This window comes from Bacillus sp. FSL P2-0099 (assembly GCF_038007445.1).
Taxonomy (GTDB): Bacteria; Bacillota; Bacilli; order Bacillales; family Bacillaceae_G; genus Bacillus_A; species Bacillus_A mycoides.
Genome location: NZ_JBBOXE010000001.1, coordinates 1475179 through 1500918 on the forward strand (window position 1 = coordinate 1475179; position 25740 = coordinate 1500918).

Below are 25740 nucleotides of genomic sequence, written 5' to 3' on the forward strand. Positions count from 1 at the left end.
ATATAATGTTTTGAGAAAACGTGATTTCCTTTCGAGGGAATCGCGTTTTTTTGTTGAAGTATTAAATGAGGTGTTGTATATGGGGAATGAAATAATGGAACGAGTAGATCAATTAGAAGAAAAGGTTAAGGTGTTAGAGGGTGAACTTGCAAGAGCTAAGAGAGCCCGAAAAACAAGTGTCGTTCGGGTGTTCGGCGAAGGATTATTGTTTTTAATATTTGGTGCAGTTGTAGTTGGACCAATTATCGCGTTTATATTCACAATTATTACTTGGTTTGGTGAAAAATAGAATAAAAAATAAAAAAAGAACGCTTGTTCCACACGAACAAACGTGCTATACTTTCCTTAGATAAGCAAAACGGAAATGATTTTAAGGAGAGATAAATGATGAAAATGACAGTAGACCAAAGATTTATGATGCCAGCAGATGTTGTAGAACGAGTGGAAGTATTACGAAACAAACAAAGCAAGCGTGGCACATTATTACAATCGGTAAATAAATTTTTCGGTTTAGATACGAAAGAAGATTGTATTTGGTTTTACGGTTTTTACGGAGTGGCTGTAAGTATTGTATTATTTATGGTATTCACATCAAATATTTTCGATGTTCTCTTCGCATAAGAAATATGCCATAAGGACATTGCCACCGAATACATATATAAGGAAGTAAGGTAATTTTTTAGAGCGGGAGTTGGTAGTAATGGCGATGTTCCCTATAGAGCGTAACTATATTGGGTATGGAAATTCACGACCAGGAATTCCTCTTTCAAAAGTAAGATTTATTGTAAGTCATGACACGGGGAACCCTGGTAGCAATGCGATAGGAAATCGGGATTACTTTAATGAAATACAACCGAAAGCTTCAGCGCATACATTTATTGATGATAAAACAATATTAGAAATTGTCCCTATAAATGAAGTTGCGTACCATGTTCGATACAATGTGCCAACGGATAATGAGTTATTCGGTTATGATGCGAATAAGGCTGCAATTGGGGTTGAACTTTGCTATGGTGGCGACGTAAACTTTTGGGAGGCGTATACTCGTTTTACGTGGTATCACGCTTATTTATGTCAAAATTTCGGTTTAAATCCTAAAAAGGCTATTGTGTCACACAAAACGTTGGATCCTACTCGGAAAATCGATCCTGAGAATGTATTAGGGCAACAAGGAATTAAATTTCAGCAGTTTTTAGCAGATGTCTATCGGATGTATGTTTCGTTTAGATGACAAATATATGAAAAATGAATACAATAAAGATAGATGCCTACTGCTGTAAGTAGGTTTTTTCTTGTTTATATAAATAGAGCAGAGGTAGAAGACTAGGAGTGAACTAAGTATGCAAAAAGAAACAGTTATTATTATCGGAGGCGGTCCATGCGGATTAGCAGCGGCGATTTCGTTGCAAAAAGTGGGGTTAAATCCGTTAGTAATCGAAAAAGGAAACATTGTAAATGCAATTTATAATTATCCAACTCATCAAACATTTTTCTCCTCTAGTGAAAAATTAGAAATTGGTGAAGTTGCTTTTATTACAGAAAATCGTAAGCCATTTCGTAATCAGGCGCTTGCGTATTATCGTGAAGTAGTAAAGCGTAAATCTATACGTGTAAATGCATTTGAACGAGTGGAACAAGTTCAAAAAGATGGTGATGTTTTTAAAGTTGAAACGACGAAGCGTGACGGAAACAAAGAAATATATGTTGCGAAATACATTGTTGTCGCAACTGGATATTATGATAATCCGAATTATATGAATGTACCTGGTGAGAAACTTGAGAAAGTAGCTCATTACTTCAAAGAAGGACACCCTTATTTTGATCGAGATGTCGTTGTAATAGGTGGTAAAAATTCAAGTATAGATGCAGCGTTAGAGCTTGTTAAATCGGGTGCACGTGTAACAGTTCTATACCGTGGTGGGGAATACTCGCCAAGTATTAAGCCGTGGATTTTGCCGGAATTTGAGGCGTTAGTACGAAATGGGACAATTCAAATGCATTTCCATGCGCATGTAAAAGAAATTACTGAGCATACGTTGACGTATACAGTAGATGGTGAGGCAAATACAATTCAAAACGATTTTGTATTTGCTATGACGGGTTACCATCCAGACCACAGCTTCTTAACAAAAATGGGAGTTCGGATTGATGAAGAAACAGGGCGCCCGATTTATATAGAGGGTAGTATGGAAACAAACGCTGAAAATATTTTTATTGCAGGTGTAATTGCTGCGGGGAATAACGCAAATGAAATATTTATCGAGAACGGTAGATTCCATGGAGATGCGATTGCGCAAACCATTGCATCAAGAGAAGAATAAAAAGAAGCTGTCGAAATCTTCGACAGCTTCTTTTTTAATCGTGCATAAACATATGTTGGATTGTTTCGTGAGAGTTTGTGTTTTCTAGTGCGACTAGTAATTTAATTCGCGCCTTTTGAGCGTTTAAACCGTAGGTGAAAACAATGCCCATATCTTTTAATTGTTTTCCGCCACCTTCATAAGAGTATACGTCTTGAACGATACCGTTAAAGCAGCGTGAAACTAATACAATTGGAATGCCTTTTTCTATTAATCGCCCTAGACTAGGAAGTGTTCTTGGAGGTAAATTACCTTGACCAAGTGCTTCAATAACAATTCCGTCTACTGGTAGTGTTTCGATTGCTGATAATAATGTATCATCCATACCTGCGTATGCTTTTAGAACGACAACGTTTTTAGAAATCTGTCGTACTGTGCATGTTTCGTGATGCACTAAAGCATGATGGAAAACAACACCACGTTTTGTTACCATGCCAATTGGTCCGTACTGTGGACTTTGGAATGTCGCGACATTACTTGTGTGCGTTTTTGTTACATTTGTAGCACAATGTATTTCGTCATTTAATACGACTAGAACACCTTTTTCAGCAGCTTCATTACTACTAGCAACTTTTACAGCTGATAAGAAATTATATAGACCATCGGCACCTAATTCATTACTAGAACGCATTGCCCCTGTCACAACGATTGGGATAGTTGCTTGAACTGTTAAATCAAGAAAATAAGCTGTCTCTTCTAATGTATCGGTACCATGCGTGATGACTACGCCGTGAATATCGTCTTGTTTTACTCTTTCGTCAATGATGACTTGCAATTGTAGCATTTCGCTAGGAGTCATGTGAGGAGATGGAAGATGGAACACATCTTCGACAATTAAATCAACATCGCCTTCTAAATCAGGAATGAATTTTAAAAGAGGATTCTTTTTACCTGGTTGTACGACCCCAGTTTCTTTATCTTCCTCCATTGCAATTGTTCCACCTGTGTGTAAAACTAGGATTCTTTTCAATGCTTATACCCCTTTCAAGTTGAAAAATACATTTAGAACATAACATGTTTTGAGTAAATTCGACAATGAAAATGTATAAAAGTATGCTTAGAAAATGACAATAAAATAAATTACTTTAAGTGTGCTCCGGTAAGTGGTTATTAGGTTAGGTTTTGTTTATGGAAATTTATGAGAGTAGATGTGTAAGTGTAGAGAGGGAAGGAGTGAGTTTTTTTGAAAAAAATGGAGAAAATTATAATTCGTATATTACTGATTCAATTTATTTTTCTTTCTGTCGTCCAACTGCTTTTTATACATAAATCTTCAGTGAAATATTTATCGAAAATTGTTTATTACGAAGGTGTCGTCACGAAAAATAAGGCGGAAATCTTACAGGTGAATAAGTAGTTTTCATTTTCTTCTATGATGGATTATGCTACAATTATTGAGGATTTAATGACGTGAGGCAAATGAGAAGAAGCAGGGGGAAAATACCTGCTTTTCGTTTTGTTTTATAAGTGAAAAATGAGGTGTTACAATGGATAAACGAATTTCGATTGCTATAGATGGTCCAGCGGCTGCTGGGAAAAGTACAGTGGCAAAAGTTGTTGCAAAAAAACTTTCATATGTTTACATTGATACAGGCGCAATGTACCGTACTATTACATATGCAGCCCTTGAACAAAAAGTGGATATTGAAAATGAAGAAAAGTTAATGGAAGTTGTAAAAAATGTAAATATTGAATTTCAACAAGGGGAAAATACACAACTTGTATTTTTAAATGGACAAGATGTTTCTGAAGTGATTCGTACGCCAGATGTGACGAATCGTGTATCTATTGTAGCAAAGCATCGTCTTGTTCGTGAAGAAATGGTACGTCGTCAACAAGGATTAGCTAAAAAAGGCGGCGTAGTAATGGATGGCCGTGATATTGGTACACATGTACTACCAGATGCTGAAGTGAAAATCTTTATGCTTGCTTCTGTAGAAGAAAGAGCGGAAAGAAGACATTTAGAAAATATGAATAAAGGTTTCGATTCTAATTTAGAGCAGTTAAGAGAAGAAATTGCTAGGCGTGATAAATTAGATTCAGAACGCGAAGTTTCTCCTTTGAAAAAAGCTGATGATGCATTGGAATTAGATACAACTTCTTTATCAATTGAAGAAGTTGTCCAAAAAATTATGGGTATTGTTTCAGGAGTATTTGCGAAATAAAGAAAGAGGACTATCCCTTTCTTTTTTTTTTTTTTTTTTTTTGAATTGTAAAGGATAAGTGAATTATAAGTCTCTTTTCTTGACAAATGGGCTAATTTGTAAGAAGTTAGTTACAGAGGGGAAAAAATGTCAGAATATATTCGCTATTATATTTCAAATCATACTTTCTTCAAGATGATTTTGCTGTATACTATTTATATAGATTTAATATAGTTTCTTGTGAACTGTATTGAAACAGAATATGTGATGATAAATTCTTAAACATGCAAATGAAAACATTTGTTTTCATTTCGTATATACATAAAAATGCTTTGTCAATTCTGTAGGGAGGTATTTCCATGGTAGAGAAAATGAATGAAGAAGTTATGAATTCAAAAGAATTACAAGTTGGTGACGTTGTTACAGGTTCTGTAACGAAAGTTGAAGAGAAACAAGTTCTTGTAAATGTTGGATACAAAACAGATGGCGTAATTCCGATTAGTGAATTAGCTAACGTTCATATTGAAAAAGCAAGCGATGTTGTAGAATTAGATCAAACACTTGAATTGAAAGTTATTAAATTAGAAGATGATGATCTTGTTTTATCTAAGAGAGCTGTTGACGCAGAAAAAGCGTGGGTAGAATTACAAGAAAAATTTAATTCTGGTCATGTATTTGATGTTATTGTAAAAGATATCGTGAATGGTGGGTTAGTTGTGGACCTTGGTGTTCGTGGTTTTATCCCAGCTTCACTTGTAGAAGTACATTATGTAGAAGACTTTGCTGACTATAAAGGAAAAACATTAGCGGTGAAAATTGTTGAATTAGACCGTGAAAAAAATCGTGTTATTCTTTCACATAAAGCGGTAGTAGAACTAGAACTAGATTCTAAGAAAAAAGAAGCAATCTCTTCGTTAAAAGAAGGGGATATTGTTGAAGGAACAGTACAACGATTAACGGATTTTGGTGCTTTCGTTAACGTTGGTGGTGTGGACGGTTTAGTTCACATTTCACAAATTTCACACGAACGTGTAGAGCAACCTTCTGAGGTATTAGAGCAAGGTCAAAAGGTAAAGGTAAAAGTGTTATCTGTTGATGCTGATACGCAACGTATTTCTTTATCAATTAAAGCAGCTCAGCCAGGACCTTGGGAAAATGTTGCTGGCGAAATAAAAGCTGGAGATATTCGTGAGGGAGTAGTAAAACGCCTTGTTACATTCGGTGCATTTGTTGAAATTTTACCTGGTGTTGAAGGGCTTGTACATGTATCTCAAATTGCAAATCGTCACGTGAAAAATCCAAATGAAGTATTGGAAATGGGACAAGAAGTAAAAGTGAAAGTACTTGAAGTCCATGTAGCAGAAAAACGTATTTCTTTAAGCATAAAAGAAACGCTTGAAGAAAATAATGTAACAGAAGATTATAGCCAATATGAGCCAAATGCTGATTTGGCTACTTTCCAGTTAAGTGATATTATTGGTGAACAACTGAAAAAATTAAAGAAATAAAGAGGGGTACAAGTGGTAAGGGCAAAACGTAAATTAGATCATATTGAATATGCTCTTTCTACTGGTCAGTCTCGTACGCATGGCTTTCATGATATTGATTTTGTGCATCAAAGCTTGCCAAATTCAAGTTATGACACTATAACATGTGAAACAAAAATCGGCGAACTTTCACTAAGTTCGCCGATTTTTATCAATGCGATGACTGGTGGTGGAGGAGAGCAAACATTACATATTAATGAGCAATTAGCATATGTAGCGAAACATCATAACCTTGCTATGGCTGTAGGATCGCAAATGGCAGCTTTAAAAGATGAAAGTGAATCGGCTTCGTATAAAGTTGTTAGGAAAGTAAATCCGAATGGGATTTTTTTCGCAAACTTAGGAAGTGAGGCAACTGTCGAACAGGCAGAGCGTGCCGTTGATATGATTGAAGCGAATGCACTGCAAATTCATTTAAATGTCATACAGGAGTTAACGATGCCAGAAGGAGACCGTGATTTTACTGGTGTACTTCAGCGGATTGAGAAAATAGTTTTAAAAAGTAAAGTACCTGTCATCGTAAAAGAAGTCGGTTTTGGAATGAGTAAGGAAACAGTACAACAGTTAGCGAATATAGGTATAACAGCAATTGATATTGGCGGACAAGGTGGTACGAATTTTGCTGCTGTTGAAAATGAAAGAAGACAGCGAATGCTTTCTTATTTTAATAACTGGGGCATACAAACAGCTACCTCGATTATTGAAGCAACCTCTACAAATAATAACCTCTCTTTTATTGCATCTGGGGGTATACAAACAGCACTTGACGTGGCGAAGGCAATCGCATTAGGGGCGAATACAACTGCGTTTGCTGGATACTTTTTACGTATTTTAATGCAAGATGGCGTTGAGAATTTAGTGGATGAAATTGATCTTTTACATACAGATTTAAAATTTATTATGACAGCTCTTGGCGTGAAGACGATAGAAGAGTTACAATCTGTACCTCTTGTTGTAAAAGGTGAAACGTACCATTGGTTAGCGCAGCGAGGGATTGACACTGCACATTATAGTAGGCGATGAAAAATCAACCATCTGGTTGGTTTTTTTGCGTTTTATTTTCGTAAAATGAAGAGGGAGGGCGAGAAGTTATCATTCTATATAATTCTATAAATGGAAAAAAGAGAGAATTTACATTATAATAAAAGTATATATAAATATTGTGCAGAAAAACATGGTAAAAGTAAGAAAGTATTCCTCTCTATATAGCTGGTTAGCGATAAAACAAGATAAGAGATTGCTATTTAAGAGTCAAAAGAAACAAGGGGAAATTTACGATGATTTTGAGGATGAGGATGTTAATAAAAAAGGAGATAATGTATCTTCAAATAGTAAAAATACAATAGGACGCATTACATATAATAGTGAAGATGTTAACATCCATGCACGAAATATAAGAGAAGATACAGCGGTTTCTGGATATAATAAAAAGGTTGAAATTTCATTAACTTCAAATGTAAGAGAAGGAGATTCTAGTTCAACAATAGCACAATCAGCAATTAAAACGGCGAATATTGCAATCGCAGTCGGGAATAAATTGTATAGGAATCCAACGGTGAATGCAGGAAGTGGAATAGAAGCACTAATTTTGCCAAGGGAATTAGGAGAAGACAAAAATCCATCGGAAGATTCGTATGCAATTTATTATTTTAATATACCAAATGAAGTGAGTTTAAGTAATGCTGAAGTAGTATTGCTTTCTGATCAAGGATATACCATTGTGAGTAGGGAAATTAAAGGAGAAAAAGAAGGTATTGTAGGTGCGAAAAAAGAGGTTGAGCGAAAGTTAAATGAGATAGGAGAGACAGATTATGTACGTGTAGAGGTAAAGAGTAAAAATCCTTCTCTACATACGTATTATGTTATTACATATTCTAAAAACCAACAGGTGTAGTTACGATTAATGCCTCGTTGAGTGATAGGGTTTATAATGCGAAAACAAAAGAATTATATTACGAGTAGAAATAAATAAAATAATTGTGTAAAAAGACGGTTTCGTACAATATCGAAACCGTCTTTTTGTATTGCCTATTTGAGGGCAACTTGATTGGTGTGAGCTAATAATCAGTGGGGATGGATACCCCCCACTGAGGTTTCACTTTATTTAATGCTGATTCTGCTTTCGAGCTTGCTCCGGTGTATCAAGACTTGTTGCACCGGGATATTGAAGTGATTGGTCGCGATCAGATTCAACGCGGCGTGATTCTCTTAGCTTTCGTTCTTGGCGATCTTTACCCATTGTGAGTTACACCTCCTTATTAAAAGTTTTGCTGTTATGAGAAAAACTATGCACAAAGAAAAGGAGGATTAACTTTCATAAAAAGTTCCCATAATGGAAATCATAGGAGGTGAAATGATGGATGGGAGTACTTTTTATTTTGTTGCTTGGATAGGGTGGATTGTCGTGACCTTTTTTATGAAAAAGGAATCTATTCGTTGGAAGATAAGTGCTTGTATATTAATTTTTATTATTTGTTCTCCGTTAAATGTGACGATTGCTTCTTTCACGATATCGGTAAATGCCCTTTTGCTTTGTATTATTTCTTTTGTAGGTATCGCGTTATATTCTATTTGGAAAAAATTATATACCTTACTTTCGGCACTTATTATTGCAATGTTATATACAAGCTTTCATTTGTTAGAAGTATATGATCCAATTTGGATTGTGGTTGATAGGTTATTGCTGTTAAGTGGTGCACTTGTGTATGCATCGGTTTTATTGCACGGGGATCGCATATTACGATTATGCTCCTTATATATAGGGATGTTACAAGGAGAATTATTGGTGACGCTGATTTTTCGTAAATTACATTTTCCTTATGAATACGGCAGTTTAGCTTTTTTAGATGTTGCTGCTGTTTCCACTTTATTTATGGCGATTTTACTTTGGATTACAAAGGCATCGGTATATATGGAACAATTTAAGAGGAAAACACGTAAAAGAAAGGCGAGGGTAATACATGACTGAATATACACCAGCTATTTTATGTGGCGTAATTGCAGGTACAATAACTAGGTTGTTAATGCTTCGTACCGATACGAGGCAATATCCGACGAGGCTTCACGGGAAAATTATTCATATCGCGATGGGATTAATTGCGGCTGCCTTAGGAGCAATTGCGATTCCGTCTGTTTTGAAAAAAGATTTTTCTGCAATTACATTTCTTACGTTAGCGGCGACGCAATTTCGTGATGTGCGCAATATGGAAAGAAATACGCTTCAACAATTAGATGGATATGAGCTCGTACCACGTGGTAATACATACATTGAAGGAATTGCATTAGTATTTGAAAGTCGTAACTACTTGGCGATGTTAACGTCGTTTGTAACAACGTTTGCGTATATAGGACTCGATTCATGGATTGCCGGGGTAATTACTGGTATAGTAAGTTTTTTCATTGCGAAAAAATTAATGTCAGGTAAAAGACTTCATGACCTTGTAGAAATAGAGCACGTTCCACTTCGTTTTGAAGGAGCGGGACTTTATATTGATAATATTTACATTATGAATATTGGATTGCCAGCAAGGCAAGAAGAAATTATGAAATATGGAATGGGATTTATTTTAAAACCGAAATCGATAGATGCGATGGTTACAATCTCAAACTTAGGACAACGGCAAGCTATTTTACATGATGTTTCGGTTGCTTTAGGAATATATAGAGATTCTGGAACGCCGGCACTTGTACCGTTAGCGAAGCGTGATTTAGAGGATGGGAGAGTTGGGATTTTTGTTCTGCCGCAAGATCAAGATGCAGAAAAAGCGATAGGGGTAATCGGAAATGTACCAACATTAGAGAGTGCTGTTCATATGTCATCAGAAGCTCCGAAAGGAAGGGGAGATAAGAGATGATGTTAGAAAGTGTTATTCTCGCAGTCATTACAACAACGCCAGAGAAATTTGCAGGTGGTGCCCCTTTATTTATTTGCGAGTCGACAGAGGAACTGGAATTTGTTGCAAATAATTTAGAGGCTATTTTAGATGGTATTGCACATCGCTTACAAGATAATGTATATATTATTGTGAAACATTAGTAACGTGTGGTATAATGTGAGGTGTTTTGATACGTTGAGAAATATTCTGGAATGCAAATCCCTTCTTGCACAAAGAAGGGTTTTTTACATAATAAACAGAAGCAAGTTGAAAGGATGAAAGTATATGCCGAAACCAGTAATAGCGATAGTAGGCCGCCCGAACGTAGGGAAATCTACTATTTTCAATAGAATTGTTGGAGAAAGAGTTTCAATCGTAGAAGATATACCAGGTATAACGCGAGACCGTATTTATAGTGCGGGAGAATGGTTAAATCATGAGTTTAACATTATTGATACAGGTGGAATTGATATTGGAGACGAGCCGTTCTTGACACAAATTCGTCAACAGGCGGAAGTAGCGATTGATGAAGCAGATGTTATCATTTTTATGACGAATGGTCGCGATGGTGTAACTGCAGCAGATGAAGAAGTTGCTAAAATTTTATACCGTTCTAAAAAACCAATTGTACTTGCGGTAAATAAGGTTGATAATCCAGACATGCGTAGTGATATTTATGATTTTTATGCATTAGGATTTGGCGAGCCATTCCCGATTTCAGGTACACACGGTTTAGGACTTGGTGATTTGTTAGATGAAGCTGCAAATCATTTTCCAAAGATTGAAGAAGAAGCGTATGACGATGAAACAATCCGTTTCTCTTTAATTGGACGTCCAAACGTAGGGAAATCATCACTTGTAAATGCACTTCTTGGTCAAGAACGTGTAATTGTAAGTAATATAGCGGGAACGACACGTGATGCTGTTGATACACCATATAGTAAAGATGATCAAGATTATGTAATCATCGATACAGCTGGTATGCGTAAAAAAGGGAAAGTATACGAAAGTACAGAAAAGTATAGTGTACTTCGTGCACTTAGAGCGATTGAACGTTCTGACGTTGTTTTAGTCGTTTTAGACGGAGAAGAAGGAATTATTGAGCAAGATAAAAAAATCGCTGGATATGCTCATGATTCAGGACGAGCTGTTATTATCGTTGTAAACAAATGGGATGCAGTGAAAAAAGATGAAAAAACAATGAAAGCATTTGAAGAAAACATCCGTGCTCATTTCCAATTTTTAGAGTATGCACCGATTGTATTCTTATCTGCGAAAACGAAAAAGCGTACACAAACGTTATTACCGGTTATCAATGAGGTAAATGAAAGCCATAGCATCCGTGTACAAACGAATGTATTAAATGATGTAATTATGGATGCGGTAGCGATGAATCCAACGCCGACACATAATGGTAGCCGTCTGAAAATCTTCTATGCGACACAAGTTGCGGTAAAACCACCAACATTTGTTATATTTGTAAACGATACAGAATTAATGCACTTTTCATATGAGCGCTTCTTAAAGAACCGTTTACGTGAAGCGTTCGGTTTTGTAGGAACGCCGATTCACATTATCGCTAGAGCAAGAGACTAATGGAGAGGATGTGATTTTATGACAAAAATCACAGTAATAGGAGCAGGTAGCTGGGGAACAGCGTTAGCGATGGTATTAGCTGACAATGGGCATGATGTACGTATTTGGGGAAACCGTCCTGAACTCATGAATGAAATTAATACGAAGCGTGAGAACAGTAGATATCTTCCAGGGATTACATTGCCAAGCACAATCGTAGCCTACTCTTCTTTAGAAGAAGCATTAGTAGATGTAAATACAGTACTGCTAGTAGTACCGACGAAAGCGTACCGAGACGTATTGCAAGAGATGAAAGAAATTGTTACAGAGCCAATTACTTGGATTCATGCAAGTAAAGGAATCGAACCAGGTACGTCAAAACGTATTTCGGAAGTGATTGAGGAAGAAATTCCAGAGAGCTTGATTAAGGATGTTGTTGTACTATCTGGGCCGAGTCACGCTGAAGAAGTTGGATTGCGTCAAGCGACAACTGTTACGTCTGCAGCAAAGCGTATGGAAGCGGCTGAGGGAGTACAAGATTTGTTTATGAATAGCTATTTCCGTGTATATACAAACCCAGATATCGTTGGAGTTGAACTTGGTGGTGCTTTAAAAAATATTATTGCACTAGCTGCGGGGATATCTGACGGGCTTGGATTAGGTGATAATGCGAAAGCGGCATTAATGACACGTGGTTTAACAGAGATTGCTCGTTTAGGAAGAAAAATGGGCGGAAATCCGTTAACGTTTGCTGGTCTAACTGGTATGGGAGACTTAATTGTAACTTGTACAAGTGTGCATAGCCGAAATTGGCGCGCTGGAAATATGCTTGGAAAAGGGCACTCTTTAGAAGAAGTGCTAGAAAGTATGGGTATGGTTGTAGAAGGTGTAAGAACAACGAAAGCTGCTCATGAATTGGCAGAGAAAATGGAAGTTGAAATGCCGATTACAGCTGCTTTATATGACGTGCTGTTCAATGGGAATAATGTGAAAGATGCAGTAGGCTCATTGATGGGACGTGTTCGAAAACATGAAGTTGAAGCGATACCTGATTTGTTATAAAGAAAACGGTAGAAGTACATTTCGTACTTCTACCGTTTTTTATTTTTTATGGGTCTTTTCACCAATTTTTCATCTCTGCATAGGATGAAGAGTAACTTGAGGAGAGGGTGAAAAGAATGGATAACAACATTTTTAATAACATTGAAAAAGAAGCGAAAGTGAACAAAGAAGATATTTTTAAATTAGCGTCGTCTGTTCAAAATGCGAACTTACGTGATGAGACAGTGCTTCGCCAATTGATTCATCAAGTTGCTCTAATGGCAGGACGCGAAGTGCCGAAAGAGCAAGAGGATCAAATTGTAAAAGCGATTATTAACAATAATATGCCGGCGGATTTTGGTTCGTTAAGTAAAATGTTTAAAAAATAAATTATGAGAAACAAAGAGTTTAGAGAATGCATATGATAGTTATGAAAGAATGGGAATAGAGCTGTTAAGGGCATATTTGGTCAACCGAAGCGCATCATTTCGTGCTTCGGTTTTATTATTTTAAATAAAAATCATCAATTCACGGAAAAATGATGATTTTTATTTGTTTAAAGATTTTAATTTGTTAAAATAGTATAAAAATAGATTGAAAGTAAAGGGGTGTATATATGTCGGAAGGGCTTATGAAAATGTGGTTTGCTTTAGGGGCAATTGGATTTATGTTTCTTGCAGTAAGTTTTATTTTATTGAGTAGGCATAAAATGAAGAATAAATTTTTGAAAGGGATTACAGCTTTAGTAGCGTACACCCTCATGATTGTATCGGGAATTGTTATTTTCCTTGTTGTATTTAGTGGCCCTATTGAGCAATAAAGGATGTGTAGTCGGTAAATGTTACAAAAGCAACAGTCCATACTAGCATGAAAAGGTGATTGTCAGTGAAAAAAATCCATATTATTTTAATATTTTGTTGCATGAGCATTTTAACAGGGTGTATGTATCCAAGAGAAAATATGAAACAAAGTGCTATTCCTTATGAAGACCAGTTGCAAGTTGTACAAAAAGCCATTAATACATATAAGGAGCAAACGGATGGTTTATTACCAATTAAGACGCGTGATATGAGTACGCCGATTTATCAGAAGTATCCCATTGATTTTCAAAAAATTGCTCCAAGGTACATACAAGAGGCACCAGGGAATGCGTATGAAAGTGGTGGAGTATATCAATATGTATTAATAGATGTTGAAAAAAATCCGACAGTAAAGTTAATTGATGTGAGAATGGCGGAACAAATTCAAGAAGTGGCATTGAAGCTAAGAATGTATCGTGATGAACATCAATATCCACCTTTTAAAAAAGTGATCACAGATGGTGTTTATGAATTAGACTTCAAAAAACTAGGATATAAAGATGTACCACAAGTGACAAGTCCGTACTCAGGAAAAGGCCTCCCTCTTGTAATTAATGAAAAAGGAGAATTGTTTGTTGATTATAGAATCGACTTATATGAAGCGTTGAAAAAAAATGAAGGACAATTTAAAGAAGGTGAAGATATCCGGAGTATACTATCGAAGGATTCCCCGTTTGTTCCTGCATATTCTTTGCCGTACACAGTAAAAAATGGAGAACCAATTTTTTTGAAATCATAAGTCATGAACCTTTCTTTTAGTGAATAAGTTCTAGAAGAAAGGTTTTTTATGTTATACAACTTGCGATGCAAACAAAAGGTATTTTTAAATAGTCATATGAAATTGGACAAAATTATATGATATATTGTCCGAACTTCTAGAATACCATTATATTATATCAGATATTATAGGCAACATTAGAGAAGGTATTAGTTGACTATAAACGTGGAATTATTCCCAAAAATATTGAGGGAGGGAATCACTTGGAAAAGGTAGATATTTTTAAAGATATTGCGGAACGCACAGGCGGTGATATTTATTTTGGAGTTGTAGGAGCTGTTCGAACAGGGAAATCAACATTTATTAAAAAATTTATGGAACTTGTTGTTATTCCCAATATTGAAAATGAGTCAGACCGTCAAAGAGCGCAGGATGAACTGCCTCAAAGTGCTGCTGGTCGTACAATAATGACGACGGAACCGAAGTTTGTTCCAAACCAAGCGGTTTCTATCGAAGTAGATGAAGGTCTTGAAGTGAATATTCGATTAGTAGATTGTGTTGGATATACGGTTCCAGGAGCAAAAGGCTATGAAGATGAGAATGGTCCGCGCATGATTAATACTCCTTGGTATGAAGAGCCTATTCCATTCCATGAAGCTGCAGAAATCGGAACACGTAAAGTAATTCAAGAGCATTCAACAATTGGCGTCGTTATTACAACAGATGGAACAATTGGTGAAATTCCAAGAAGAGATTATATAGAGGCAGAAGAACGCGTTGTAAATGAGTTAAAAGAAGTAGGAAAGCCTTTCATTATGATTATCAATACTGTACAGCCATACCATCCAGATACGGAGCAGTTACGTCAAAGTTTATCAGAAGAATATGATATCCCAGTAATTGCGATGAGTGTAGAGAGTTTAAGAGAAACAGATGTGTATAACGTACTGCGAGAAGCATTATTCGAGTTCCCGGTTTTAGAAGTGAATGTAAACCTTCCGAGCTGGGTAATGGTGCTAAATGAAGGGCATTGGTTACGCCAAAGTTATCAGGAAGCGGTTCAAGAGACTGTAAAGGATATAAAACGTCTTCGTGATGTGGACCGTGTCGTTTGGCAGTTTAGTCAATATGAATTTATTGATCGAGCAAGTCTAGCTGGCATCGATATGGGGCAAGGTGTGGCAGAGATTGATTTATATGCGCCAGATGAATTGTATGATCAAATTTTAAAAGAAGTAGTAGGAGTAGAGATTCGAGGGAAAGATCATTTATTAAAGCTTATGCTCGATTTATCTCATGCGAAAACAGAATATGACCAAGTGGCGGATGCCTTGCGGATGGTAAAACAAACCGGATATGGAGTAGCAGCGCCTGCATTAGCTGATATGAGCTTAGATGAACCGGAAATTATTCGTCACGGCTCAAGGTTCGGTGTTAAATTAAAAGCGGTTGCGCCGTCTATTCATATGATTAAAGTGGATGTAGAATCAACATTTGAACCAATTATCGGTACTGAAAAACAAAGTGAAGAACTAGTTCGTTACTTGATGCAAGATTTTGAAGATGACCCGCTATCAATTTGGAATTCTGATATATTTGGGCGCTCTCTTAGCTCTATTGTTAGAGAAGGAATTCAAGCGAAGTTATCTCTAATGCCAGAAAACGCTCGTTATAAATTAAAAGAAACGCTAGAAAGAATTATTAATGAAGGATCTGGCGGATTAATTGCGATTATATTATAAGAAAAAAATCCCTCTAATTGCAGAGGGATTTTTTTCTTTTTGAGTAAGTAATAGAAAAATAAACAGTCATTATCTAATATTTTGTTGTAAATTGTCAAGTTTCATCAGAATTTCACATTTTTAGAGTAACAATTTCCTTAAAAATATTGAATTATAAAGGAGAATCGTATAATATAGGCGTTGATAATGATTTATCTACATCTTTGTAGTATAGAATTTGTAAAAATTGCCTACAAATGAAAGTAAGACTCATTTTATGATCATTATACAGTCTTATCTTTGGGAGGAGGTGAATGGCATGAACAAGACAGATTTAATCAATGCTGTTGCAGAAGCAAGTTCCCTTTCTAAAAAGGACGCAACAAAAGCAGTGGACGCTGTTTTTGATTCTATCTTAGAAGCTTTAAAACAAGGTGATAAAGTACAACTAATCGGATTCGGTAACTTCGAAGTTCGTGAGCGTGCGGCTCGTAAAGGTCGTAACCCACAAACAGGTGAGGAGATTGAAATCGCTGCAAGTAAAGTACCTGCATTCAAACCTGGTAAAGCGTTAAAAGATGCGGTTAAATAATCCTTACATATTAACAGGGAAGAAGAGTTTCCTTTTTGGAAACTCTTCTTTTTGCTTTTAAAAACATAAATATGCTAGAATGTGTTCGTATCACTTTTAGGTTTTTCGGGAGGGCTAGCGGATGGCAAAAGTTAATTTAGAACAAATTGAACATGCAGTACGTCTTATTTTAGAGGCAATCGGAGATGACCCAAATCGCGAGGGAGTACTTGATACACCGAAACGTGTTGCGAAAATGTACGCAGAAGTATTCTCAGGAATGCATGAGGATCCGAAAGAGCATTTACACAAAGTATTCGGAGAAGACCACGAAGAGCTTGTGCTAGTAAAAGATATACCATTCTATTCGATGTGTGAGCATCATCTTGTTCCGTTTTATGGAGTTGCTCACGTTGCATATATTCCGCAAGGTGGAAAAGTAACGGGACTAAGTAAATTAGCTCGTACTGTAGACACAATTGCGCGTCGTCCGCAACTACAAGAACGTATTACATCAACAGTAGCTAACTCTATTATGGAAGTACTAGAGCCGCATGGTGTAATGGTAGTAGTAGAAGCAGAGCATATGTGTATGACGATGCGTGGTGTGAAAAAGCCTGGTGCGAAAACAGTAACGACTGCAGTGCGCGGCGTGTTAGAAAATGATGCAGCAGCACGTAGTGAAATTTTATCGTTTATTAAGACGAATTAAAGAAGAGCGGGAAACTGCTTTTCTTTTTTTTATATACAAAAAAATGATATAGTTTTAATGTTAAAGAGAAAGAATATAAAGGTTGAAAATTACTTCTGCCTTTTGTGTAAATGAATGTTTGTAGTAGTTAGAGACGAAGATAACTTGTATGAATAAAAGTTGAGGCTTTATTCGGTGGCAGTTTGGCAGAAGTAGCCAAGTTTTGATTATAGAAAATAGAATGTATGTGTTATAATAAATTTTATGAATTAGAAAACAAGGGTGATTTTTTGTGTGTGACATCTACGGAGGGTATGCGGGTATTAAAGAGAAATTGATGGAGAAATTACGCCATCCTTATTTTATAAACTATATTGAAGAACCATTTATTGATGAAGAAAAAATAGCGCTGTTATACGGTGCATTAAAAAGTGCAAATATACATAAAGAACAAATTGATCATTATGTCGTAACGATTATGCTTGTACAAATTGCTCTTGATACACATGAAAAAGTATCAAATAAAGCAAACGAAGAGACGAGTGGATTCCATAAGCGTCGTCAATTGACAGTTCTTGCAGGGGATTATTATAGTGGTCTATACTATTACTTATTGTCAATGAATTGTGATATTATCTTAATTCGTGCACTTGCTGAAGGAATTAAGGAGATTAATGAACATAAAATTATGCTGTATCAAAAAGCACATGTGACGATTCAAGACATAATGGAAAGTGTAGTAATAATTGAATCTGCGCTTTTGCAAAAAACATGTGATCATTTTCAGTTATTTAATTGGAAACCATATATAACTTATGTGTTAGGAAAAAATCGTCTTCAAAAAGAGTGTCAATTGTATGCTGATAAACAAAATTCACCTGTTTTTCAAGCAGTCCAAAAAATCTCATTGGATGATGATAAAAATTTGGAAACAGTTATTAATGAATGGCTTATGGAAATGAGAAAGCAAGAAGAAAATTTTTTAGAGAATCATACAGAAGTTAATGAGATAATTTCTATGTTAAGAGATAAATCAAGGACATAAGCAACTTTACATTGGAAGAAGGTACGAGCATGCAACAATCAAAAGAAGAAAGAGTACATGACGTATTTGAGAAAATTTCTGATAAATACGATGTGATGAATTCTGTAATTAGTTTTCAAAGGCATAAGGCATGGCGCAAAGAAACGATGCGAATTATGGATGTGAAACCCGGGAGTAAGGCACTTGACGTATGCTGCGGGACGGCAGATTGGACAATTGCACTAGCGGGAGCTGTAGGTGAAGATGGGAAGGTTTACGGTTTAGACTTTAGCGAAAATATGCTAGCTGTCGGTAAACAAAAGGTAGAAGCTTTAGAATTAAAGCAAGTAGAACTTATACATGGAAATGCAATGGAACTTCCTTATGAAGATAATACGTTTGATTATGTAACAATTGGTTTTGGGTTACGTAACGTTCCGGATTACATGCAAGTATTAAAAGAAATGACGCGTGTAGTAAAGCCTGGTGGAAAAGTAATTTGCCTGGAAACATCTCAACCAACGATGATAGGTTTTCGTCAAGGGTATGTCTTATACTTTAAATATATCATGCCGTTATTTGGAAAGATGTTTGCGAAAAGTTATAAAGAATATTCATGGCTTCAGGAATCTGCTAGTACATTCCCAGGGATGAAAGAGTTAGCACGTATGTTTGAAGAAGCTGGGCTTAAGAATGTGCAAGTGAAACCATTTACTTTTGGTGTAGCAGCTATGCATTTAGGTATTAAACCAGAATCAAAATAGAAAAAAGAAAAAAGACGTTTTAGGTTAAGGTGAACAATATGAAGTTACAACTTATGTACTCTTTTTTACGATCGGATATTAATGTTATAGAAAAAGAATTGAAGAAGACAGTTGCTTCTGAGCAGCCGTTAGTAGAAGAAGCGGCATTACAGCTTATTGAAGCAGGCGGGAAGCGGATTCGCCCTGTTTTTGTTTTGCTTGCAGGGAAATTTGGGGATTATAAGTTAGATGCAATTAAGCATGTTGCGGTTGCATTAGAACTAATTCATATGGCTTCGCTTGTTCACGATGATGTCATTGATGCTGCGTTTTTACGACGCGGTAGCGCAACAGTGAATGCGAAATGGGGAGATCGTATTGCAATGTATACAGGAGACTACTTGTTTGCGAAGTCTCTTGAATGTATAACAAATATAGAAATTCCAGATGCACATCAAGCGTTGTCTCATACAATTTTAGAAGTTTGTAAAGGTGAAATCGAACAAATTAAAGATAAGTATAACTATGATCAAAATTTACGAACGTATTTAAGAAGGATAAAACGAAAAACAGCATTGTTAATCGCCGCAAGTTGTCAGTTGGGAGCGATTGCTGCTGGTGCTAATCGTGATACTGTAAATCGTCTATTTTGGTACGGATATTTTGTTGGTATGTCTTATCAAATTATTGATGATATTTTAGATTTCGTATCGACAGAAGAGAAGCTTGGAAAGCCTGCTGGTGGTGATTTATTACAAGGTAACATTACATTACCTGTTTTGTATGCCATGGAAGATCCAGTTCTTCGTCAAAAAATTACATCTGTGCATGAAAATACAACAGCAAGTGAAATGAAAGAAATTATTGATGATATTAAAGCGAGCGAAGCTATTGATAAAGCATTTTCGTTTAGTGAACGTTATTTACATAAAGCATTAGAAATAATAAAACCACTCCCTCGTGGACAGGCGAAGTATGCGTTGCAAAATGTCGCAAAGTATATTGGAAAACGAAAATTTTAGTGTTTTGTCTAAAAAATAAAATAATCTCTCTATTTCAAAACTATTGCGCAATTGTGATAAGGGTGTTAATATGTGTGTGGGGATATACAATTACATACATAATTCAGAAGTGGAGAGATTTTTTATGGAAAAAACATTTCTAATGGTAAAACCAGACGGTGTACAACGTGCCTTCATTGGGGAAATTGTAGCTCGTTTTGAGAAAAAGGGCTTTCAATTAGTTGGTGCAAAATTAATGCAAGTTACTCCGGAAATTGCTGAACAACACTACGGTGAGCATAAAGAAAGACCTTTCTTTGGTGAATTAGTAGACTTTATTACATCTGGTCCTGTATTCGCAATGGTATGGCAAGGTGAAGGTGTAGTAGATACAGCACGCAATATGATGGGTAAAACACGACCACATGAAGCTGCTCCTGGAACAATTCGTGGAGATTTCGGTGTAACTGTTGCGAAAAACATTATCCACGGTTCGGATTCTTTAGAAAGTGCAGAACGCGAGATTGCTATTTTCTTTAAGGAAGATGAATTAGTAGACTACTCAAAATTAATGAATCAATGGATTTACTAATTATTTTGAAATAATTTGTAAACGCTTTAATAACTGTGATAATAGTAAAAAGTGTGAGAAGAATAGGGGTATTCTTCTTGCACTTTTTTTATTTCGATCAGTTACGAAGTTAGGGCTGTTATGATATATTGGTATGTAAAGTAAAAGGTTTACTATTATGAAAATAATCGAACAATTACAAGTAGGGAAAGCAAACATTCGATTTACTATATAATTTCTTTGTATTTTAAAGAGTGATGGAAGATAATATAGCTGCTTTATGTAGCGGGATAAATACATATGCGAAAAGAGGAATAACGTATGCGATATATTACAGCTGGTGAATCCCATGGTCCGCAACTTACGACAATTTTAGAAGGTGTTCCGGCAGGGGTATCTTTAGTAGCGAATGATATAAATGAAGAATTAGCTAGAAGACAAAAAGGATATGGACGCGGTAGACGCATGCAAATTGAGAAAGACCAAGTGCAAATTGTAAGTGGTGTTAGGCATGGGAAGACGATGGGGTCACCGATTGCACTTGTTGTTGAAAATCGTGATTTTACACATTGGACAAAGGTTATGGGTGCAGAGCCGTTAACTGAGCAGGAAGAGAAAGAAATGAAAAGGCAAGTTACGAAACCTAGACCTGGACACGCAGATTTAAATGGTGCGATTAAATATGGTCATAGAGATATGAGGAATGTATTAGAGCGTTCTTCAGCACGTGAAACGACAGTTCGTGTTGCAGCTGGTGCAGTTGCAAAAAAAATATTAGCGGAATTAGGTATACAAGTAGCGGGACATGTTATCGAGATTGGTGGTGTACAGGCAGCTAATATTAAATATAACTCTATTGTGGAATTACAAAGTACTACAGAAGCATCTCCTGTACGTTGTTTAGATGAAGAGGCCGGTAAAAAGATGATGCAAGCAATTGATGATGCGAAGGCAAATGGTGATTCTATCGGTGGTATTGTTGAAGTAGTTGTAGAAGGAATGCCAATTGGAGTAGGTAGCTATGTACATTATGATAGAAAATTAGATGCAAAATTAGCAGCGGCAATTATGAGTATTAACGCTTTTAAAGGTGTTGAAATTGGAATTGGTTTTGAAGCAGCACATAGACCTGGAAGTGAAGTGCATGATGAAATCCTTTGGGATGAAGTGCAAGGGTACAGAAGAAAAACGAACAATGCAGGTGGATTAGAAGGTGGCATGACAACTGGTATGCCGGTTGTTGTGCGCGGTGTTATGAAACCGATACCGACATTATATAAACCGCTTCAAAGTGTTGATATTGATACGAAAGAACCTTTTACAGCGAGTATTGAACGTTCAGATAGTTGTGCAGTGCCAGCAGCTAGCGTTGTGGCTGAAGCTGTTGTGGCTTGGGAGCTCGCAACAGCTTTAATTGAACAATTTGGATTAGATCGTATCGATCTTATACGTGAAAATATTGAGAAACATAATGAATATGCGAGGGGATTTTAATGGAGAACATACATATTCAAACGAAATCAAAAGAATATGATGTACATGTTGGAAGGGAGGCGTTGTCACACTTAACAACGCTTATTCAAAAAATGAATCCTGCAGTATCTAACATAATGATCATTTCTGATGAAGCTGTTGCATCACTGCATTTACAGACAGTTGTTGATGCATTGCAAGTAGAGCAAAAAGTATTTTCGTTTGTTGTACCGAGTGGCGAAAAAGAGAAGTCTTTTGAAAATTTCTATGAGGCTCACACTTCGGCTCTTGAAAATAAATTAGATAGAAATTCTTTAATCATCGCACTTGGAGGCGGAATGATTGGAGATTTGGCTGGATTTGTTGCCGCGTCGTTTATGCGTGGTATTCGCTTTGTCCAAGTTCCAACGACTTTATTAGCTCACGATAGTGCAGTAGGCGGGAAAGTAGCAATTAACCATCCACTAGGAAAAAATATGATTGGAGCGTTTCATCAGCCAGAAGCTGTTGTATATCATACACCATTTTTACATTCACTTCCTGAAAAAGAGTGGCGATCAGGTTATGCAGAAGTGATAAAGCATGCTCTTATTGGTGATGTAGAGCTATATCATTGGTTAAAAGAAGAAGTGCAAACGTTAACGGATCTTCGTGATGAAAAGTTAATTCATATATTAACGAAGGCGATTCCTGTGAAAGCGAATATTGTGTCGCAAGACGAAACAGAAAAAGGTGTACGTGCGCATTTGAATTTTGGGCATACGTTAGGACATGCTCTTGAAAAAGAGTTAGGATATGGGAATATTACTCACGGTGATGGAGTAGCGGTTGGCATGCTATTTGCTATGTTTTTAAGTGAGCAAGTGTACAAAGTTGATCTTTCTTATGAAGAAATGAAGCAGTGGTTCTTGAAATACGGTTATCCAAAAATGCCAAGTGACTTGAATGTAGAACGTCTCGTTCAGTTGATGAAACAAGATAAAAAAGCAAATGCTGGAACAATTCATATGGTGCTTATGCAGGAATATGGGGGAGTGAATGTCGTATCTATTTCAGATGAGACTGTTCATATTGCGTTAAAAGCATTTCAAAAGGATATGGTGTAAAAAGTCATAGAACAGGTATGAAATGCATATTTAAAGGTATTCTCGTAATGGTGACGGTTATGATTAAAGATGACAGTAAGACATTATAAATCATATCAATGACTGGGGGAAGAAAAGTGAGAGTAAAAGAGCAATTGTTAACTTTGAGAGCATATGTACCTGGGAAAAATATTGAGGAAGTAAAAAGAGAATACGGATTGTCAAAAATTGTAAAACTAGCATCGAATGAAAATCCGTTTGGCTGCTCTGCGCGTGTGACAGAAGCATTAACTTCGTTAGCTAATCAATATGCACTCTATCCGGACGGGGCGGCATTTGAGCTTCGTGAGAAAGTAGCAGAGCATTTAGGTGTAAAAGCGGAACAACTTTTATTTGGTAGTGGGCTAGATGAAGTCATTCAAATGATTAGTCGTGCTTTGCTACATAATGGAACAAATGTTGTAATGGCGAACCCTACGTTCTCGCAATACCATCACCATGCTGTTATTGAAGGAGCAGAAGTTCGTGAAGTACCACTTAAAGATGGCATTCACGATTTAGATGCAATGTTACAACAAGTAGATGAGAAAACGAAGATTGTATGGATTTGTAATCCGAATAATCCGACAGGTACATATGTAGAAAAACAAAAATTACTTTCATTTTTAGAATCAGTTCCAAAGTCAGCGCTCGTTATTATGGACGAAGCATATTATGAATATGCTGGGGCAGAAGATTATCCGCAAACATTACCTCTTCTTGAAAAGTACGAAAATCTTATGGTGTTACGCACATTCTCAAAAGCATATGGATTAGCTGCTTTTCGTATTGGATATGCGATTGGTGATGCAAAGCTTATTGGGCAGCTAGAGGTAGCAAGACTACCATTTAACACATCAACTATCGCCCAAGCGGTAGCATTAGCGGCAATAGAGGATCAACAGTTTTTACAAGAGTGTGTGAAGAAAAATGCCGGAGGATTAAATCAATATTATGCATTTTGTAAGGAATATAACGTATTCTACTATCCATCTCAAACGAATTTCATTTTCTTGAAACTTGGTATACCTGGTAATGAAGCTTTCGAACGATTAATGAAAAAAGGATATATCGTTCGTTCTGGTGCAGCATTTGGTATGCATGATGGTATTCGTATTACTGTTGGATTAAAAGAAGAAAATGATGAGATTATTGAATTACTTACGGAACTTGTAAAAGAACAAGTGAAGAAAGAAGAAACGTATTCTTAAGAAATGGTGGAGGCTCCTGTTACAGGAGCCTTTTTCATTTGAACTGCAATAAGGGGAGTTGTTTGCACGTTCAAGAAAGAAAACGTTACAATAGAAGTAGACGTATAAGAAGAACTATTGTACATATAACTTATTTAAAATGTGAGGAGGATACAGTTTGAAACTAGTAGGACGAAAAAATAGTTTGAATGGGAACATTGTTGTTCCAGGAGATAAATCTATTTCGCATCGCTCTGTTATGTTTGGAGCGATAGCGGAAGGGACGACGAAAGTATCAAATTTTTTATTAGGAGAAGATTGTTTAAGTACAATTACATGTTTTCAAAAACTAGGTGTCCAGATTGAACAGTTTGGTAACGATGTCACGATTTACGGTAAAGGATTACATAATTTACAAGAACCGAAAGAAGTATTAGATGTGGGGAATTCAGGGACGACTATTCGTCTTATGCTTGGGATTTTAGCAAATACGCCGTTCCATAGTACGATAATTGGTGATGCATCAATTGGAAAACGTCCTATGAAACGTGTTACAGACCCGCTTAGTAAGATGAATGCTCAAATTGATGGTAGAGAAAACGGACAATATACACCTTTATCTATTCGCGGTGGTAAGGTAAAAGGTATGCATTACCATTCACCAGTAGCAAGCGCACAAGTGAAGTCAGCAGTTTTACTTGCGGGTTTGCAAGGGGAAGGGATTACTACGGTAACAGAGCCTATGCAATCTCGTGATCATACGGAAAGAATGTTGCGTGCATTCGGTTGTACCGTAGATGTTAATGGACGGACTGTTTCATTACAAGGTGGACAACAACTTAAAGGTGCAGACATAGAAGTTCCAGGAGATATTTCTTCGGCGGCATTTTTCTTAGTAGCTGGTGCAATTGTCCAAAATAGTAAGCTTGTATTGGAAAACGTTGGTTTAAATCCGACGAGAACAGGGGTTTTAGATGTATTAACAAAGATGGGTGCACTTATTTCTATCGATCATATTAGAAATGAAGAGTTTGAACCGTGCGGGGATATTACGATTGAAACATCTAAACTAAAAGGAATAGAGATTGGTGGAACTCTTATTCCAAGATTAATTGATGAAATTCCTGTAATTGCTTTATTGGCAACGCAGGCAGAAGGAATTACTGTTATTAAAAACGCTGAGGAGTTAAAAGTAAAAGAAACAAATCGTATCGATACGGTTGTAGATGAATTAGGTAAATTAGGTGCGAAGATTGAAGCTACACCAGATGGTATGATTATATATGGTAAACAAAGTTTAAAAGGAAATACTGTTAATAGTCACGGCGATCATCGTATTGGGATGATGCTTGCAATCGCATCGTGTATTATAGATGGAGAAGTGAAAATAGAGAATAGTGATGCGGTCGCTGTATCGTATCCGGAATTTTTCGAACAATTAGCTGCGCTATGAGAGAAAGTATAGGAAGAGGTAGCTCACTCAAAAGGTTGCGTTCTTACACCTAGTTGCT

Annotated in this window: 30 protein-coding genes; 28 read left to right on the plus strand and 2 right to left on the minus strand. The window is 36.4% G+C overall.

All coding sequences use genetic code 11. The features are described 5' to 3' along the window. Window positions 1-79: 79 nt before the first annotated feature. From MKY90_RS07595 to MKY90_RS07610, 4 genes are all read left to right on the plus strand, one after another. A complete protein-coding gene (locus MKY90_RS07595; RefSeq protein ID WP_002126403.1) occupies window positions 80-289 on the plus strand; it encodes a hypothetical protein in 210 nt (69 codons plus the stop codon). A 95-nt stretch (window positions 290-384) separates the two neighbouring features. Beyond that, window positions 385-621, plus strand: coding sequence for a DUF3961 domain-containing protein (locus tag MKY90_RS07600; RefSeq protein WP_002011789.1), 237 nt, complete (start codon window positions 385-387; stop codon window positions 619-621). A gap of 79 nt (window positions 622-700) precedes the next feature. Next, the gene (locus MKY90_RS07605) at window positions 701-1231 is read left to right on the plus strand and encodes a peptidoglycan recognition protein family protein (protein WP_002011791.1); all 531 of its coding nucleotides are present in this window, start codon (window positions 701-703) and stop codon (window positions 1229-1231) included. Window positions 1232-1340: 109 nt separating this feature from the next. Beyond that, the gene (locus MKY90_RS07610; RefSeq protein ID WP_002030753.1) at window positions 1341-2321 is read left to right on the plus strand and encodes a YpdA family putative bacillithiol disulfide reductase; all 981 of its coding nucleotides are present in this window, start codon (window positions 1341-1343) and stop codon (window positions 2319-2321) included. Window positions 2322-2355: 34 nt separating this feature from the next. Here MKY90_RS07610 and ansA read toward each other — a convergent pair whose 3' ends face one another. Continuing rightward, entirely contained in the window at window positions 2356-3330 is a 975-nt protein-coding gene (ansA, locus tag MKY90_RS07615) for an asparaginase (RefSeq protein WP_002030754.1), read from the minus strand. A 213-nt stretch (window positions 3331-3543) separates the two neighbouring features. Here ansA and MKY90_RS07620 point away from each other — a divergent pair, with 213 nt between their 5' ends. The 5 genes from MKY90_RS07620 (at window position 3544) to MKY90_RS07640 (ending at window position 7945) form a co-directional block, all read left to right on the plus strand. After that, a complete protein-coding gene (locus tag MKY90_RS07620) occupies window positions 3544-3717 on the plus strand; it encodes a DUF5359 family protein (protein WP_098168532.1) in 174 nt (57 codons plus the stop codon). A gap of 130 nt (window positions 3718-3847) precedes the next feature. Continuing rightward, window positions 3848-4525 (plus strand): (d)CMP kinase, encoded by a 678-nt coding sequence (gene cmk / locus MKY90_RS07625; protein ID WP_002011798.1) that lies wholly within the window; start codon window positions 3848-3850, stop codon window positions 4523-4525. A 338-nt stretch (window positions 4526-4863) separates the two neighbouring features. Further along, the gene (rpsA, locus tag MKY90_RS07630; protein ID WP_341090943.1) at window positions 4864-6012 is read left to right on the plus strand and encodes a 30S ribosomal protein S1; all 1149 of its coding nucleotides are present in this window, start codon (window positions 4864-4866) and stop codon (window positions 6010-6012) included. 12 nt (window positions 6013-6024) lie between these two features. Beyond that, complete coding sequence (fni, locus tag MKY90_RS07635; RefSeq protein WP_002030759.1) at window positions 6025-7074, plus strand: type 2 isopentenyl-diphosphate Delta-isomerase; 1050 nt, start codon at window positions 6025-6027, stop codon at window positions 7072-7074. A gap of 151 nt (window positions 7075-7225) precedes the next feature. Continuing rightward, on the plus strand, window positions 7226-7945 hold the full coding sequence (locus MKY90_RS07640) for a hypothetical protein (protein WP_234803704.1): 720 nt from the start codon (window positions 7226-7228) through the stop codon (window positions 7943-7945). A 210-nt stretch (window positions 7946-8155) separates the two neighbouring features. Here the strand turns inward: MKY90_RS07640 and MKY90_RS07645 are convergent, their stop codons facing one another. After that, window positions 8156-8290, minus strand: a complete 135-nt coding sequence (locus tag MKY90_RS07645; RefSeq protein WP_000513901.1) for a YpzI family protein — start codon at window positions 8288-8290, stop codon at window positions 8156-8158. Between the two features lie 117 nt (window positions 8291-8407). On the opposite strand from MKY90_RS07645, the gene MKY90_RS07650 reads away from it, so the two are divergent. From MKY90_RS07650 to aroA, 19 genes are all read left to right on the plus strand, one after another. Next, a complete protein-coding gene (locus tag MKY90_RS07650) occupies window positions 8408-9019 on the plus strand; it encodes a YphA family membrane protein (RefSeq protein ID WP_002086626.1) in 612 nt (203 codons plus the stop codon). Beyond that, on the plus strand, window positions 9012-9905 hold the full coding sequence (locus MKY90_RS07655; RefSeq protein ID WP_063218617.1) for a YIEGIA family protein: 894 nt from the start codon (window positions 9012-9014) through the stop codon (window positions 9903-9905). The genes MKY90_RS07650 and MKY90_RS07655 overlap by 8 nt, the downstream gene beginning before the upstream one ends. After that, the gene (locus MKY90_RS07660; protein WP_002086624.1) at window positions 9902-10087 is read left to right on the plus strand and encodes a capping complex subunit for YIEGIA; all 186 of its coding nucleotides are present in this window, start codon (window positions 9902-9904) and stop codon (window positions 10085-10087) included. Before MKY90_RS07655 ends, MKY90_RS07660 begins: the two co-directional genes overlap by 4 nt. A gap of 124 nt (window positions 10088-10211) precedes the next feature. Then, complete coding sequence (gene der / locus MKY90_RS07665) at window positions 10212-11522, plus strand: ribosome biogenesis GTPase Der (RefSeq protein WP_002011811.1); 1311 nt, start codon at window positions 10212-10214, stop codon at window positions 11520-11522. 18 nt (window positions 11523-11540) lie between these two features. Continuing rightward, window positions 11541-12563, plus strand: a complete 1023-nt coding sequence (locus MKY90_RS07670; protein WP_002011813.1) for an NAD(P)H-dependent glycerol-3-phosphate dehydrogenase — start codon at window positions 11541-11543, stop codon at window positions 12561-12563. 116 nt (window positions 12564-12679) lie between these two features. Further along, the gene (locus tag MKY90_RS07675) at window positions 12680-12931 is read left to right on the plus strand and encodes a stage VI sporulation protein F (protein ID WP_000369753.1); all 252 of its coding nucleotides are present in this window, start codon (window positions 12680-12682) and stop codon (window positions 12929-12931) included. Between the two features lie 227 nt (window positions 12932-13158). Then, the gene (locus tag MKY90_RS07680) at window positions 13159-13362 is read left to right on the plus strand and encodes a DUF2768 domain-containing protein (protein ID WP_002011815.1); all 204 of its coding nucleotides are present in this window, start codon (window positions 13159-13161) and stop codon (window positions 13360-13362) included. 65 nt (window positions 13363-13427) lie between these two features. Then, window positions 13428-14141, plus strand: coding sequence for a hypothetical protein (locus MKY90_RS07685; RefSeq protein ID WP_002126422.1), 714 nt, complete (start codon window positions 13428-13430; stop codon window positions 14139-14141). A 242-nt stretch (window positions 14142-14383) separates the two neighbouring features. Further along, the gene (gene spoIVA, locus MKY90_RS07690; protein WP_000416521.1) at window positions 14384-15862 is read left to right on the plus strand and encodes a stage IV sporulation protein A; all 1479 of its coding nucleotides are present in this window, start codon (window positions 14384-14386) and stop codon (window positions 15860-15862) included. A gap of 298 nt (window positions 15863-16160) precedes the next feature. Beyond that, window positions 16161-16433, plus strand: coding sequence for an HU family DNA-binding protein (locus MKY90_RS07695; RefSeq protein WP_001043860.1), 273 nt, complete (start codon window positions 16161-16163; stop codon window positions 16431-16433). A gap of 121 nt (window positions 16434-16554) precedes the next feature. Next, a complete protein-coding gene (folE, locus tag MKY90_RS07700; protein WP_002011819.1) occupies window positions 16555-17124 on the plus strand; it encodes a GTP cyclohydrolase I FolE in 570 nt (189 codons plus the stop codon). A 271-nt stretch (window positions 17125-17395) separates the two neighbouring features. Continuing rightward, window positions 17396-18148: a heptaprenyl diphosphate synthase component 1 gene (locus MKY90_RS07705; RefSeq protein WP_215598914.1), complete on the plus strand. Its 753-nt coding sequence runs from the start codon at window positions 17396-17398 to the stop codon at window positions 18146-18148. Between the two features lie 29 nt (window positions 18149-18177). Further along, entirely contained in the window at window positions 18178-18891 is a 714-nt protein-coding gene (gene menG, locus MKY90_RS07710; protein WP_063218616.1) for a 2-heptaprenyl-1,4-naphthoquinone methyltransferase, read from the plus strand. Window positions 18892-18929: 38 nt separating this feature from the next. Next, complete coding sequence (hepT, locus tag MKY90_RS07715; RefSeq protein WP_002011823.1) at window positions 18930-19892, plus strand: heptaprenyl diphosphate synthase component II; 963 nt, start codon at window positions 18930-18932, stop codon at window positions 19890-19892. Between the two features lie 124 nt (window positions 19893-20016). Further along, on the plus strand, window positions 20017-20463 hold the full coding sequence (ndk, locus tag MKY90_RS07720) for a nucleoside-diphosphate kinase (RefSeq protein ID WP_063218615.1): 447 nt from the start codon (window positions 20017-20019) through the stop codon (window positions 20461-20463). 300 nt (window positions 20464-20763) lie between these two features. Beyond that, window positions 20764-21936, plus strand: a complete 1173-nt coding sequence (gene aroC / locus MKY90_RS07725) for a chorismate synthase (RefSeq protein ID WP_063218614.1) — start codon at window positions 20764-20766, stop codon at window positions 21934-21936. Further along, window positions 21936-23021 carry a 3-dehydroquinate synthase gene (aroB, locus tag MKY90_RS07730; RefSeq protein WP_341090948.1) on the plus strand — a complete coding sequence of 362 codons (1086 nt, stop codon included), beginning with the start codon at window positions 21936-21938 and terminating at the stop codon, window positions 23019-23021. Before aroC ends, aroB begins: the two co-directional genes overlap by 1 nt. Window positions 23022-23137: 116 nt before the next feature. Then, entirely contained in the window at window positions 23138-24250 is a 1113-nt protein-coding gene (gene hisC, locus MKY90_RS07735; protein ID WP_002086618.1) for a histidinol-phosphate transaminase, read from the plus strand. A 157-nt stretch (window positions 24251-24407) separates the two neighbouring features. Then, window positions 24408-25682 (plus strand): 3-phosphoshikimate 1-carboxyvinyltransferase, encoded by a 1275-nt coding sequence (gene aroA, locus MKY90_RS07740; RefSeq protein WP_063218613.1) that lies wholly within the window; start codon window positions 24408-24410, stop codon window positions 25680-25682. Window positions 25683-25740 lie beyond the last annotated feature (58 nt).

What these genes read in the sequence shown, in the direction of transcription:
- MKY90_RS07595 (WP_002126403.1), top strand. Translation starts at nt 80, where the DNA reads ATGGGGAATGAAATAATGGAACGAGTAGATCAATTAGAAGAAAAGGTT.
- MKY90_RS07600 (WP_002011789.1), top strand. Translation starts at nt 385, where the DNA reads ATGATGAAAATGACAGTAGACCAAAGATTTATGATGCCAGCAGATGTT.
- MKY90_RS07605 (WP_002011791.1), top strand. Translation starts at nt 701, where the DNA reads ATGGCGATGTTCCCTATAGAGCGTAACTATATTGGGTATGGAAATTCA.
- MKY90_RS07610 (WP_002030753.1), top strand. Translation starts at nt 1,341, where the DNA reads ATGCAAAAAGAAACAGTTATTATTATCGGAGGCGGTCCATGCGGATTA.
- cmk (WP_002011798.1), top strand. Translation starts at nt 3,848, where the DNA reads ATGGATAAACGAATTTCGATTGCTATAGATGGTCCAGCGGCTGCTGGG.
- rpsA (WP_341090943.1), top strand. Translation starts at nt 4,864, where the DNA reads ATGGTAGAGAAAATGAATGAAGAAGTTATGAATTCAAAAGAATTACAA.
- MKY90_RS07640 (WP_234803704.1), top strand. Translation starts at nt 7,226, where the DNA reads ATGGTAAAAGTAAGAAAGTATTCCTCTCTATATAGCTGGTTAGCGATA.
- MKY90_RS07645 (WP_000513901.1), bottom strand. Translation starts at nt 8,290, where the DNA reads ATGGGTAAAGATCGCCAAGAACGAAAGCTAAGAGAATCACGCCGCGTT.
- MKY90_RS07650 (WP_002086626.1), top strand. Translation starts at nt 8,408, where the DNA reads ATGGATGGGAGTACTTTTTATTTTGTTGCTTGGATAGGGTGGATTGTC.
- MKY90_RS07655 (WP_063218617.1), top strand. Translation starts at nt 9,012, where the DNA reads ATGACTGAATATACACCAGCTATTTTATGTGGCGTAATTGCAGGTACA.
- MKY90_RS07660 (WP_002086624.1), top strand. Translation starts at nt 9,902, where the DNA reads ATGATGTTAGAAAGTGTTATTCTCGCAGTCATTACAACAACGCCAGAG.
- der (WP_002011811.1), top strand. Translation starts at nt 10,212, where the DNA reads ATGCCGAAACCAGTAATAGCGATAGTAGGCCGCCCGAACGTAGGGAAA.
- MKY90_RS07670 (WP_002011813.1), top strand. Translation starts at nt 11,541, where the DNA reads ATGACAAAAATCACAGTAATAGGAGCAGGTAGCTGGGGAACAGCGTTA.
- MKY90_RS07675 (WP_000369753.1), top strand. Translation starts at nt 12,680, where the DNA reads ATGGATAACAACATTTTTAATAACATTGAAAAAGAAGCGAAAGTGAAC.
- MKY90_RS07680 (WP_002011815.1), top strand. Translation starts at nt 13,159, where the DNA reads ATGTCGGAAGGGCTTATGAAAATGTGGTTTGCTTTAGGGGCAATTGGA.
- MKY90_RS07695 (WP_001043860.1), top strand. Translation starts at nt 16,161, where the DNA reads ATGAACAAGACAGATTTAATCAATGCTGTTGCAGAAGCAAGTTCCCTT.
- folE (WP_002011819.1), top strand. Translation starts at nt 16,555, where the DNA reads ATGGCAAAAGTTAATTTAGAACAAATTGAACATGCAGTACGTCTTATT.
- menG (WP_063218616.1), top strand. Translation starts at nt 18,178, where the DNA reads ATGCAACAATCAAAAGAAGAAAGAGTACATGACGTATTTGAGAAAATT.
- hepT (WP_002011823.1), top strand. Translation starts at nt 18,930, where the DNA reads ATGAAGTTACAACTTATGTACTCTTTTTTACGATCGGATATTAATGTT.
- ndk (WP_063218615.1), top strand. Translation starts at nt 20,017, where the DNA reads ATGGAAAAAACATTTCTAATGGTAAAACCAGACGGTGTACAACGTGCC.
- aroC (WP_063218614.1), top strand. Translation starts at nt 20,764, where the DNA reads ATGCGATATATTACAGCTGGTGAATCCCATGGTCCGCAACTTACGACA.
- aroB (WP_341090948.1), top strand. Translation starts at nt 21,936, where the DNA reads ATGGAGAACATACATATTCAAACGAAATCAAAAGAATATGATGTACAT.